Genomic DNA, 12,070 nt, shown 5'->3' with positions numbered 1-12,070 from the left:
ATATAATAAATTATGGGACTATTGTATTAAGGATAAATACAACTTGTTGTATTTATCCTTAATGTGACAGTCCCATTATATTCTAAATATTCTTTATAACATCTAAAGCCACCTTAACTTTAAAAACCTTATTTGAAGGCAAATTTAATATATCTTCAACTAAAGTTTTCTTCTTAATGTTTTCTATAATTTCAACAATTCTGTGTTCTGATGGAGCAATAATAGTAAACCACATATTGTACTCATCATCTCTTATATAATTATGAGTTATTTCATCATAACTATTAACTATTTTTGCTGTATGCATTATACTTTTTTCAGGTACCTTCATAGCACACAAGGTGCTAAAATACCCCAAATTTTTTGAATTAAAAATTCCTCCTAGCCTTCTTATGTATCCTTGTGATTTTAATTTTTCTATTCTACTTATAATTTCTTCTTCTGAAACGCCTAATTTTTTACATAATATCAAAAAAGGCCTATGTTCTACTGGTAATCCTTCTTGTAACAAATTCAATAATTGTTTGTCTATATTATCCATACATCCACCTCTTGTAATTAAATAAATTCAGTTACAATTCACTCACCTAATATGCACGAATTTTCTCCTGACATATAGTCTCCATTATTATAATGTGCAGCTCTAGCTCTACATCCTCCACAACTTTCCTTATAAGAACATTTCCCACAACTTCCTTTATAGTCCAAAGATCTTAAATTTTTAAATATACTACTATCATTCCAAATATCATTAAAAGCTTTTTCTTTCACATTACCTGCCGTTTCCATTAAATAGGCACAAGGCTGAACATTTCCCTTTGGACTCACTATACAATAACTAATACCTGCTAAACATCCTCTTTTAAATCTAGTTTTAACCCCTAAGTTTTCTGCAATTCTCACAAATTGAGGTGCACAGGTAGGTTTTAATTCAATGTTTACTTCCTGCTGCTTTTTCATTATATTTTGCAGCATTATTTCATATTCTTCGCTATCCAAAGCTTGTTCCTCTATTTCATTTCCTCTTCCTGTAGGTACCAAAAAGAAAATATGATGAGCTGATGCTCCTATTTTAACTGCAAAGTCTGTAATGTCCAATATTTCTTCCTTATTCCACTTCATAACTGTAGTATGTACCTGAAATTTAAGTCCTGCTTCTTTGCAATTTTCCATTCCTTGTACTGTATATTTCCATGCATTTTCATGACTTCTAAATCTATTATGTTTTTCTTCGTTTAAGCTATCTAAGCTTATACCTATGGATTTTGCTCCTGCTTTCTTTAATTTTTTAGCAATATCTAGGGTAATTAAAGTTCCATTGCTACCTAAAACCGGTATTACCCCTAAATCTGAAGCATATTGTATAAGTTCAAAAATATCCTTTCTCATTAAAGGTTCTCCACCAGAAAAAATCATCATTTTAAAACCCGCTTTTGCAATTTCATCTATAAGTTTTTTTCCTTGTTCTGTTGTCAATTCTTCCTTATACTTTTTCCCAGAATCCCTATAACAGTGACTACAGTACATATTACATTTATTCGTAGTATTCCATGAAACAATCATCATGTCTAAGCACCCCCATTGTTTATAATATAAAAGGTTTAAGTAGTAACTGCAATTGATAATATGAGCATAATGCGGCACAACTTTTTCAGAGGACAAGGGACAATTGACAGAGGACAGTGAAGGATGATTTTTCTCCGCTAAGCTGCAAAAAATCTTTAATTAAATTTTTGATGACTCGTTTCTCTAAAGCGAAACATTGCTGACTTATATAAATTCCAAGCTTGTTTTGCTAACGCAAAACAAGCTTAAAAATAAATTAGTTTTCTGACGTAAGGAGGAAAACTCACCTTCATTGTCCCCTGTCCTCTGTCAATTGTCCTCTAAAAATATTAAACTAATCCCACTCCTTCTTCTACTCCTATCTCCTTATTTGTAAGATAACATGCAGGATCAGATGCCCAAAAATCGCCAGTTACAGCTTCTGCACGACTTCTAAAATTTCCATTACACATATTTAACCACTTGCAGCTTTTACAACGTCCTTTTAATAAAGATTTTCTGTTTCTCAAGCCATTTAAAATTGGATGATTCTCATTTTTCCAAACTTCACTAAACTTTTTATCTCTTACATTTCCAAAGGCATACTGCCAGGTAAATTGATCTGCATGAATATTTCCCTGGAAATCCACATTAGCAAAAGCCATTCCTGACCTATTTCCTCCATTAATTTTTATCAAATTTAAAATTCTATCTGCTATTTCAGGGTATTTTTCTTTAGCTCTCATATATAGATAAACTGCATCTGCATGATTATCTACTGTTAATATTTCCACTTTAGTTCCAAACTCTAAAGCTTTTTCTATAATTAAATCCATGGCAGCTCTAGTTTCTTCTTTGCTAATATCATTTTTTATCATTTCAGTTCCTCTTCCCGAATAAACTAAATGATAAAAACAAACCCTAGGTATATTCTCTTCCTTTATCAATTTAAAAATATCATTTAACTGATCGTAATTATAATTATTTATAGTAAATCTTAATCCAACTTTTTGACCTATATCAATGCAATTTCTAATTCCATTTAATGCACTATCGAAAGCACCTTTAGTCTTTCTAAACTCATCATGCTTTGTTCCAATGCCATCTAAACTTACTCCTACATATCCTACTTTTAATCTTTTTAAATCCCTACATGTATCTTTTTCTAAAAGTGTTCCATTAGTAGACAAGGTACTTCTTATATTATATTTTTTTGTATAATCCAATATGTGAAATATATCCTTTCTAAGTAAAGGTTCACCACCAGAAAATAATATTACGGGGACTTTAAATTCTCCTAGATCTTCAATAAGACTTTCTGCTTCCTTAAGGCTTAGTTCTCCTTCATATTGTTTGTTATCTGATTCTGCATAACAATGCATACATTTTAAATTACAAGTTTTTGTACAATTCCAAACCACAACAGGCCCTCTACCAGGACTCACTCCAAATTTTTCTTCAGCTGCTCCTTTTACATAACGAATACTATCGCCAAAATTTTGTGAATTACATAGTAGCTTAGTTATACCAATCATTTTTCATTACCTCTCTTTTTAGACTATACCTTTTATCCGATCTCTACCATTATACCCCCATCTTCTTCAAGTTGGGGATATTAGCAATGCTACGCGCCTGGATAAGTTCTCCTAAGACTCACTTGATACGTTAATGAATCTTCTCATTACCATTACAATTTTTTCACAATCATCTATTTCTTTTAATTTTACCATTTTATCATGGAATAATATAGGCAAACTTCATACTACTAGTTAAGAATCAAAGCTTTACCTTATGTACTTTAACCTATAATTATGGTATACTTCATATAAAAATTGGTAAATTGATTTTTAAAATTTAAATAATTAATATTAGGAGGATTGATATCTATGGATCATAAAAGTACAGTAGTAGCTAAAGCTTCTGTAAAAATGGCTATATCATCAAGAGCTAGCGAAGATAAGCTCATGGAAGCTTTTAAAGAAAAAGGAATACTTGTTACTGCAGTAGATATAGGTGGTGACTTTTCCCAATTTACTACAAAAGTAATTGAAAGAGCCTTAGTAGCTTCTAAAAGAAGTGGTCTTATAAAAGACTGTCATGTACATGATGGTGCTGTTGCTGGTGCTACTAAAGAAGCTTTATGTGAACTTGCACCCAAAGCTAATGGATTAAACGTAGGAGGAAAAATAGGTATAGCCAGATCCGGTGAACATTTAAGTGTATGCATATTTTTGAGTATAGGGTTACTCCATTTAAATGAAGTTACCATAGGTCTTGCACATAGATCTATACCAGATATTTATTAACTGATTTTTTTGTTTCAAAAACTAATATGATTGTATCTTTTTAACACTATCTGGAATATTATAATTTTCATCTAACTTATTGACATTTAAAAAGATTTACTATATGATTATTTCTAATAATGGTTTTTTAATTATTTACTAAGTTTTGTTACAAAATACTTGTAACAAATTTAGTAATAAAATCATAGTATAAATAATATATTTTGTGGCATTTATTGTGGTATGGTAGTATTTTCGTTTAATAAAGCTATATTTAATTGTAAAATTAGCTTTTATTTTTATAACTTAATATTTTAGGAGGATGGTAGTATGGTAGCAAAAAAATTATTGTGTGCAACTTGCGCACTATTTCTAGGTGTCTCTGTTTTTACAGGGTGCTCTTCAAACAATAGCAAAAGTGAAAACAAATCTAATAAGGTGGTAAACATTGGTATAAGTCAACTTGTAGAACATCCAGCTTTGGACTCAGCTCGCAAAGGTTTTGTAGATGCTCTTAGTTCTAAAGGCTATAAGGATGGAGATAAAATCAAAATTGATTTTCAAAATGCCCAGGGTGATATACCAACAGCTCAAACCATTGCAAGTAATTTCGTTTCAAACAAAAAAGATTTAATATTAGCAATAGCAACGCCTGCAGCACAAGCAGCTTATAACAGTACAAAGGATATTCCTATACTTATAACTGCTGTAACTGATCCTGTGAAGTCTGGACTTGTAAAGTCTATGGATAAGCCTGGCACAAATGTTACAGGAACCAGTGACGCATCACCTATTGATAAACAATTTGAATTAATAAAAAAATTAGTACCTAATTGTAAAAAGATAGGTATATTATATAACACTAGTGAAGCAAATTCTGAATTTCAAGTAAAAATGGCGAAGGAACAAGCATCAAAAATGAATTTAGAGATAGTTGCTGTGGGTATTACTAGCTCTAATGATATATCTCAAGCTTTAAGTTCTCTACTTTCTAAAGTTGATGTTTTATATACACCAACAGATAATTTAGTGGCATCATCAATGTCTATTATTAGTTCAAAATGTATTGAAAAAAAGATACCTTTAATAGGTTCTGAAAAAGCCCATGTAGAATCTGGAGCACTTGCCACTGAAGGCATAGATTTCTACAAACTTGGTTTCCAAACAGGTCTTATGGCAGTAGATATTATAAATGGCAAGAAACCTAACGATATACCTGTACAAACTTTAAAGGAAACAAAGCTTACAATAAATGAAAATACAGCTCAAAAACTTGGTATCACTATCCCAGAAGACTTAAAATCAAAGGCAGAAATAGTTAAAGGTGGTGCTAAGTAATGGATGGCTTCATTATAAACATATTGGAACAAGGTTTTATATTCTCAATAATGTCTATTGGAGTTTATATAACTTATAAAATATTGGATTTTCCAGATCTATCTGTGGATGGAACCTTTGCTTTAGGGGCGGCAGTTACTGCCACCTCCCTATTAAAAGGTATAAATCCTTTTATGTCATTAATTTTGGCTTTTATAGTAGGTTGTCTAGCTGGAGGGGTTACGGGACTACTTCACGTTAAACTTAAAATAACTAACCTACTTTCAGGTATTTTAGTAATGATAGGTCTTTATTCTATAAATTTAAGAATAATGGGAAAGGCAAATGTACCATTATTTGCACAAAGCACTATTTTTTCTAGTAGTATTTCTCCAGTAATCGTAATTTTTATATTTGCTATTTTAACCAAGGTTGTATTGGATTTGTTTTTAAAAACTAAACTTGGCTTTGTGTTAAAGGCTACAGGAGACAACCCACAAATGGTAACCTCCCTAGGTATTGACATAGGAACTATTAAAATAGTAGGTCTTATGCTTTCAAATGGTTTAGTGGCAATTTCAGGTTCCATGATGGCTCAATATCAAAGATTTTCTGATGTGGGCATGGGAACTGGAATTATAGTAATGGGTTTAGCTTCTGTCATACTTGGAGAATCCATTTTTAAAAAAGCTTACTTTTTACTTCCAACAACCACTGCAATTTTAGGTTCAATATTATATAAAGCTAGTTTATCTCTTGCCTTAAAATTAGGCTTACCTCCAACAGATTTAAAGCTTATAACTTGTATAATTGTTATTATCGCATTATCTTTAAACGGCAAAAAATTAAATTTAGGCTTTAAGGCATTAAAAAGCTTTACTTCAGGAGGTGTGAAAATTGCTTCAAATAAAGAATCTGCAAAAAGTTTTCAATAAGGATACAGTAAATGAAAAAACAGTATTTAAAAATTTAAACTTTCATATAAATAAAGGAGATTTTATTACTATAGTAGGCAGTAATGGAGCTGGAAAATCCTCACTTTTAAATTTAATATCTGGTTCCTTATTACCAGATAGCGGTTCTATCAACTTAAATGGAAGAGATATTTCTAAACTTCTCGAATACAAGAGAACAAAATTTATTGGTAGAGTATTTCAAAATCCTGCTCTAGGCACTTCTCCTTCTATGACCATATTAGAAAATTTGTCTATGGCTTATAATAAAGGTAAAAAATTTGGTCTAAGCTCAGGTATTTGTAAAAAAAATACAGGCTTCTTTAAAGAAATATTATCTAATCTTTCTTTAGGACTTGAAGACAATTTAAACACAAAGGTTGGATTGTTATCTGGTGGTCAGAGACAGGCTCTATCCCTGCTTATATCCACCATATCTAATCCTGATTTATTACTATTAGATGAACATACTGCAGCCTTAGATCCCAAAACATCTGAAACCATAATAGAATTAACAAAAAAAACTATAGCTGAAAAAAATATAACCACTCTTATGGTAACTCACAATTTAAATCAAGCTATAGATATAGGAAATAGATTGATAATGCTTCATGGTGGAGAAATAATTTTAGACATAAGCGGAGAAGAAAAGAAATCTCTAACTATAACTAAACTTTTGGATTTGTTCAACAATAAGAAGTGTGAAGATTTTATAAGTGATGAATTAGCTCTTTCTTAAAACCTTTTTCAGAGGACAATTGGCATAGGACAGAGGACAGTGAAGGTAAGTTTTCTTCCTTACGTCGGAAAACTAATTTATTTTAAAGCTTCTTTTGCTAATGCAAAAGAAGCTTTAAATTTATATAAATCAGCAATGTTTTGCTTTAGCAAAGCGAGCGTTCAAAAAATTAATTAAAGATTTTTCGCAGCTCAGCGGAGAAAAATCCTCCTTCACTGTCCTCTGTCAATTGTCCTCTGTCCTCTGAAAAAGTTGAGTTATAACTTTACACTATTCTAACAACTCTTTTACATCCTTATAAATTAAAGCAACAGATACTCCACCATAATATCTTATTATATTGTCAATAACCGTAATAGGCGGCTCAAATCCCTTATTTATGGTTTCATATACCCTTTCATATTCTTTTTCTATATCAATTTTATCCAAATCTATAAATTCCAGTTCCACATTATCTTTAACATCACTGTCATTAATAAATTCCTTTAATTCTTCAAAAACTTCTCCTATATTTTTCGTTTTCTTATCTTCAGCAGTTTTTGTACATCCTCCACCACTGCAACCTCCACAATTTTTATTTTCTCCGCTGCCGCAACCGCTGCAAGAACTGTTTTTATGACTACAGCCGCAGCCTTGAGGAAGTTCTTTATATTTTAAACCAAATATCTCTACCCTAATTTTATTATTCATTATTGTATATCCTTTCATCTAGATAACTTTTTACTATTATATCACTTTTATCTTATCACTACTATTGTTAAAGCCACCACTTTTACCAAAGTGATACATAAACACTTTTTTCATTTTTAACATCTTTTTTAGTACAGAAACTTTATAATTATTGTTTCCAAGTTCGTCTAATTTAATTGTACTGTAAGCTTGATAATTAAAAAGTTTATATTTCAACATACATTATCTAATAAAAATCCCTCATAATACCCATACTATTTTGAGAATATAAAAAAGAAGGATGGTGAAAAACCTGCAGTGCAGGGAAATTATGGGTGTATGCAAATTAGATAACGAAAAACTAAAAGAACTCTCCTCCTATATAGACAATTTAGAAGAAAAGGAAGGTTCACTTATAAACGTGCTTCATGAAGCTCAAGATATGTTTGGATATCTTCCTGAAGAATTGCAAATATTTATTGCTAATAAACTTGACATTAGTGCAGCTAAAGTATTTGGTGTAGTTACTTTTTATTCATACTTTACTATAGAACCTAGAGGCAAACATGTAATAAGCATATGTATGGGTACTGCCTGCTTTGTAAAAGGTGCAGAAAACGTTTTAGAGGAATTTAGAAAGGAACTTAATATCAAAGATGGATTCTCCACAGAAGATGGATTATTTACTATAGATATTTTAAGATGTGTTGGCGCTTGCGGTCTTGCACCAGTAGTTGTAATTGATGGAATGGTTTACGGGAAAGTAAAAGTTGAAGATGTTAAAGGAATATTAAGTCAATATACTGAGAATTAAAATATTAAAATTTAATGTGGAGGGAAATATATGGATAAAATAAAATCCTTTGAAGAACTAACAACTTTAAAAGAAAAATATAAAGCTAAAATTGGAAATCGTACCACTGAAAATGCAAACAAAAATATGAAACGAAGCATACTTGTATGCGGCGGAACAGGATGTCATGCTTCTAAAAGTTTAGATGTAATTAGCACACTTAAAAATGAAATTAAAAATGCAGGTATAGAAAATGAAGTTGATGTTATTTCCACAGGCTGCTTCGGATTTTGTGAAAAAGGTCCTATTGTTAAGGTCGTACCAGATAATGTTTTTTATGTTGAAGTTACTGCTGAAAAAGCAAAACTTATTGTATATGAACACATTGCAAAAAATATAGTAGTTGATGAATTATTATATAACGAACCAAATACAAAAAATAAAATATCAAAACAAACGGACATTCCATTTTATAAAAAACAAAAAAGAATTGCTCTTAGAAACTGTGGTCTTATAAACCCTGAAGATATTACTGAATACATAGCAATGAATGGTTATGAAGCTTTGGGTAGGGTTTTAACACAAATGACTCCTGATAGCGTTATTGATGAAATAAAAAAGAGCGGTTTAAGAGGCCGTGGTGGTGGTGGATTTCCTACGGGTATAAAATGGGAAATGACAAAAAAATCCCAATCTGATACAAAATTTATAATTTGTAATGCTGATGAAGGTGATCCTGGTGCCTTCATGGATAGAAGTATATTAGAGGGCGATCCTAATTCTGTACTTGAAGCTATGGCTATTGCAGGCTACTGTATAGGTGCAAATAAAGGTTATATTTATATTAGAGCTGAATATCCACTTGCAATAAACAGATTAAGAATTGCCATAAAGCAAGCTTACGATTTAGGTTTGCTGGGAGATAATATTTTAGGTAGCAGTTTTTCTTTTCATATTGATTTAAAATATGGTGCTGGAGCTTTTATATGCGGTGAAGAAACTGCCCTTATAAATTCCATAGAAGGCGGAAGAGGAGAGCCTACTGTAAAACCTCCTTTCCCATCTCAAATAGGTCTTTGGAAGAAACCTACTAACATAAACAATGTAGAAACTTTAGCAAACATTGCTCCTATTATATTAAATGGTTCACAGTGGTTTAGTTCTATAGGTACTGAAAAAAGTAAGGGAACTAAAGTTTTTGCATTAGCAGGCAAAATAAATAATGTTGGTCTTGTAGAAGTACCTATGGGTATAACTTTAAGGGAAATAATATACGATTTAGGCGGGGGTATTCGAGGTGGTAAAAAATTCAAAGCTGTTCAAACTGGAGGACCTTCTGGCGGATGCATTCCTGCAGATCATTTAGATATTCCTATTGACTATGAAAGTCTTACTGAAATAGGTTCCATGATGGGTTCTGGCGGAATGATCGTAATGGATGAAGATAACTGTATGGTAAATATAGCAAAATTTTATCTTCAATTCAGCGTAGATGAATCCTGCGGAAGATGTACTGCCTGCAGAATTGGAAACAAGAGACTTTTAGAAATTTTAGAAAATATCACTAATGGAAAAGGTACTATGGAGCATCTTGAAGGGTTAAAAGATTTATCTTATGTAATAAAAGATTCTTCCCTATGCGGTCTTGGTCAAACATCACCTAATCCAGTTATAAGTACAATGAAATTCTTCTGGGATGAGTATGTATCTCATGTAAAAGATAAACACTGCCCTGCTGGAGTTTGCACTGCACTTTTAAAATATAGTATAGATCCTAAAAAGTGTATTGGATGCACAGCTTGTACAAAAGTATGTCCTACTAAGGCTATCTCAGGTGAAGTTAAAAAGGCACACGTAATAAATAAAGAAAAATGTATAAATTGTGGTGCATGTAGTAGTACTTGTAAATTTTCCTCTATTACAAAGCAATAATAATTTTGAGAAAGGAGTTTATAAAAATGAAAATGGTAAACCTAACTATAAATGATATAAAAGTATCAGTACCAGAAGGCACTACAATTTTAGATGCTGCAAAAAAAGTAAACATAAATATACCTACCCTTTGCTATCTTGACCTTCATGACATAAAAATGGTAAATAGGACTTCTTCCTGTAGAGTTTGTCTAGTTGAGGTTGAAGGAAGACGTAACCTTGCACCTTCCTGCTCCACAGAAGCTTTTGAAGGCATGATCGTTAAAACCAATAGTCCCAGAGCAATAAAAGCAAGGCGTACTATGGTAGAACTTTTATTATCAGATCATCCTACTGACTGCCTTGTATGTGAAAAGAATACTCAATGTCAACTTCAATTAATTGCTGCTGAATTAGGTATAAGAAAAATAAGATATAAAGGTGCTATGTCTAATTATAAAAAAGATTCTTCCAGTGGTGCTATATATAGAAATCTAGATAAATGTATAATGTGCAGACGATGTGAAACTATGTGCAATGAAGTGCAAACCTGCCAAGTTTACTCTGCAGTAGATAGAGGCTTCGAAACTGTAGTATCTCCTGCATTTGGTCGTCCTATGCTTGATACACAATGTACATTTTGCGGTCAATGCGTATCTGTATGTCCAACTGCTGCTTTAACTGAAGTTAGTAATGTAGCTAAAGTGTGGGAAGTAATAGCTGACCCTGATAAATATGTAGTAGTTCAAACTGCACCTGCTATAAGAGTTGCTTTAGGTGAAAAATTTGGCATGGAACCTGGAACCATTGTAACTGGCAAAATGGTGGCAGCCTTAAGAAGATTGGGTTTTGATAAGGTGTGTGATACAGATTTTGCAGCAGATGTAACCATTTTAGAAGAAGCTCATGAATTTATAGATAGACTTCAAAATGGTGGAAGACTTCCAATACTCACAAGCTGCTGCCCTAGCTGGGTTAAATTTATAGAACATCAATTTCCTGATCTTTTAGATATACCTTCAACTTGTAAGTCTCCACATATAATGTTTGGTACTTTAGCTAAAACATACATGGCAGAAAAATTAAATATTGATCCATCTAAAATTGTAGTAGTTTCAGTTATGCCATGTATTGCAAAAAAATATGAAATAAGCAGGCCTGAACTTGAACATGAAGGTGAAAAAAATGTTGACCTTGTAGTTACTACAAGAGAACTTGCAGACATGATAATGGAAGCAGGAATAGATTTTAATAAGCTTCCTGATGAAGATTTTGATAATCCACTTGGAGAATCCACAGGTGCTTCTGTAATATTTGGAACTACTGGTGGTGTAATTGAAGCAGCCCTTAGAACTGCTTATGAATGGATTACAGGTGAAACTTTAAAAGAAGTAGAATTTCATAGTGTAAGAGGTCTTGATGGACTAAAAGAAGCTAGTGTTAATATTGGTGGAAAAGAAATAAACATTGGTGTAGCTCATGGTCTTGGTAATGCAAGAAAACTTCTTGAGGAAATAGAATCTGGTGAATCAAAATATCATGCCATAGAAATAATGGCCTGTCCTGGAGGATGTATTGATGGAGGAGGTCAACCATATCACTTTGGAGATTTAGATATTGTAAAGAAAAGAATGGAAGCTATATATAAAGAGGATAGGAATAAAACCCTAAGAAAATCTCATGAAAATCCTGAAGTTCAAGCTCTATATAAAGAATTTATTGGAGAAGTAGGAGGTAAAAAAGCCCATGATCTTCTTCACACCCATTATACAAAAAGACAAAAATTATAGTTTACATGCTATTTAAACTTAAAAGTTATAAATAGTTGATAATTTACAATGTAAAATTGACAGTTGAG

The 12,070-nt window shown here is 31.9% G+C and carries 11 protein-coding genes; 7 read left to right on the top strand and 4 right to left on the bottom strand.

The features are described from left to right. Positions 1-82 precede the first annotated feature (82 nt). The 3 genes from ahbA to nirJ1 all read right to left on the bottom strand — a co-directional run bounded on the left by ahbA (position 83) and on the right by nirJ1 (position 3,080). Entirely contained in the window at positions 83-541 is a 459-nt protein-coding gene (gene ahbA, locus Ccar_RS01390) for a siroheme decarboxylase subunit alpha (RefSeq protein WP_007060134.1), read from the bottom strand. 38 nt (positions 542-579) lie between these two features. Then, positions 580-1,563 (bottom strand): putative heme d1 biosynthesis radical SAM protein NirJ2, encoded by a 984-nt coding sequence (gene nirJ2 / locus Ccar_RS01385; protein WP_198138391.1) that lies wholly within the window; start codon positions 1,561-1,563, stop codon positions 580-582. A 332-nt stretch (positions 1,564-1,895) separates the two neighbouring features. Continuing rightward, on the bottom strand, positions 1,896-3,080 hold the full coding sequence (nirJ1, locus tag Ccar_RS01380) for a putative heme d1 biosynthesis radical SAM protein NirJ1 (protein WP_007060136.1): 1,185 nt from the start codon (positions 3,078-3,080) through the stop codon (positions 1,896-1,898). Between the two features lie 351 nt (positions 3,081-3,431). Here nirJ1 and Ccar_RS01375 point away from each other — a divergent pair, with 351 nt between their 5' ends. From Ccar_RS01375 to Ccar_RS01360, 4 genes are all read left to right on the top strand, one after another. Beyond that, positions 3,432-3,851: a HutP family protein gene (locus Ccar_RS01375; protein ID WP_007060137.1), complete on the top strand. Its 420-nt coding sequence runs from the start codon at positions 3,432-3,434 to the stop codon at positions 3,849-3,851. A gap of 309 nt (positions 3,852-4,160) precedes the next feature. After that, the gene (locus tag Ccar_RS01370) at positions 4,161-5,168 is read left to right on the top strand and encodes an ABC transporter substrate-binding protein (RefSeq protein WP_007060138.1); all 1,008 of its coding nucleotides are present in this window, start codon (positions 4,161-4,163) and stop codon (positions 5,166-5,168) included. Beyond that, complete coding sequence (locus Ccar_RS01365; RefSeq protein WP_007060139.1) at positions 5,168-6,082, top strand: ABC transporter permease; 915 nt, start codon at positions 5,168-5,170, stop codon at positions 6,080-6,082. Before Ccar_RS01370 ends, Ccar_RS01365 begins: the two co-directional genes overlap by 1 nt. Then, positions 6,045-6,839 carry an ABC transporter ATP-binding protein gene (locus Ccar_RS01360; RefSeq protein WP_007064483.1) on the top strand — a complete coding sequence of 265 codons (795 nt, stop codon included), beginning with the start codon at positions 6,045-6,047 and terminating at the stop codon, positions 6,837-6,839. Before Ccar_RS01365 ends, Ccar_RS01360 begins: the two co-directional genes overlap by 38 nt. Positions 6,840-7,109: 270 nt before the next feature. Here the strand turns inward: Ccar_RS01360 and Ccar_RS01355 are convergent, their stop codons facing one another. Then, positions 7,110-7,529, bottom strand: a complete 420-nt coding sequence (locus Ccar_RS01355; protein WP_007060142.1) for a hypothetical protein — start codon at positions 7,527-7,529, stop codon at positions 7,110-7,112. A 310-nt stretch (positions 7,530-7,839) separates the two neighbouring features. Between Ccar_RS01355 and Ccar_RS01345 the strand changes: the two genes are divergently transcribed. From Ccar_RS01345 to Ccar_RS01335, 3 genes are read left to right on the top strand one after another with little or no spacing between them, the layout of a single operon-like run. Further along, positions 7,840-8,322, top strand: coding sequence for an NADH-quinone oxidoreductase subunit NuoE family protein (locus Ccar_RS01345; protein WP_007060143.1), 483 nt, complete (start codon positions 7,840-7,842; stop codon positions 8,320-8,322). 30 nt (positions 8,323-8,352) lie between these two features. Then, the gene (locus Ccar_RS01340; RefSeq protein ID WP_007060144.1) at positions 8,353-10,233 is read left to right on the top strand and encodes an NADH-quinone oxidoreductase subunit NuoF; all 1,881 of its coding nucleotides are present in this window, start codon (positions 8,353-8,355) and stop codon (positions 10,231-10,233) included. Positions 10,234-10,259: 26 nt separating this feature from the next. Next, the gene (locus Ccar_RS01335) at positions 10,260-12,002 is read left to right on the top strand and encodes an NADH-dependent [FeFe] hydrogenase, group A6 (protein WP_007060145.1); all 1,743 of its coding nucleotides are present in this window, start codon (positions 10,260-10,262) and stop codon (positions 12,000-12,002) included. Positions 12,003-12,070 lie beyond the last annotated feature (68 nt).

The sequence above is a fragment of the Clostridium carboxidivorans P7 genome, from assembly GCF_001038625.1.
GTDB classification, from domain to species: Bacteria; Bacillota; Clostridia; order Clostridiales; family Clostridiaceae; genus Clostridium_AM; species Clostridium_AM carboxidivorans.
Note: the sequence above shows the minus strand (reverse complement) of the source record. Positions and strands in the feature narration are given on the sequence as shown.

Excerpts from the sequence above, each read along its gene's own strand:
- Ccar_RS01345 (WP_007060143.1), top strand. The coding sequence starts at position 7,840 with ATGGGTGTATGCAAATTAGATAACGAAAAACTAAAAGAACTCTCCTCC.
- Ccar_RS01355 (WP_007060142.1), bottom strand. The coding sequence starts at position 7,529 with ATGAATAATAAAATTAGGGTAGAGATATTTGGTTTAAAATATAAAGAA.
- Ccar_RS01375 (WP_007060137.1), top strand. The coding sequence starts at position 3,432 with ATGGATCATAAAAGTACAGTAGTAGCTAAAGCTTCTGTAAAAATGGCT.
- Ccar_RS01370 (WP_007060138.1), top strand. The coding sequence starts at position 4,161 with ATGGTAGCAAAAAAATTATTGTGTGCAACTTGCGCACTATTTCTAGGT.
- Ccar_RS01335 (WP_007060145.1), top strand. The coding sequence starts at position 10,260 with ATGAAAATGGTAAACCTAACTATAAATGATATAAAAGTATCAGTACCA.
- Ccar_RS01340 (WP_007060144.1), top strand. The coding sequence starts at position 8,353 with ATGGATAAAATAAAATCCTTTGAAGAACTAACAACTTTAAAAGAAAAA.
- nirJ1 (WP_007060136.1), bottom strand. The coding sequence starts at position 3,080 with ATGATTGGTATAACTAAGCTACTATGTAATTCACAAAATTTTGGCGAT.
- Ccar_RS01365 (WP_007060139.1), top strand. The coding sequence starts at position 5,168 with ATGGATGGCTTCATTATAAACATATTGGAACAAGGTTTTATATTCTCA.
- nirJ2 (WP_198138391.1), bottom strand. The coding sequence starts at position 1,563 with ATGATTGTTTCATGGAATACTACGAATAAATGTAATATGTACTGTAGT.
- ahbA (WP_007060134.1), bottom strand. The coding sequence starts at position 541 with ATGGATAATATAGACAAACAATTATTGAATTTGTTACAAGAAGGATTA.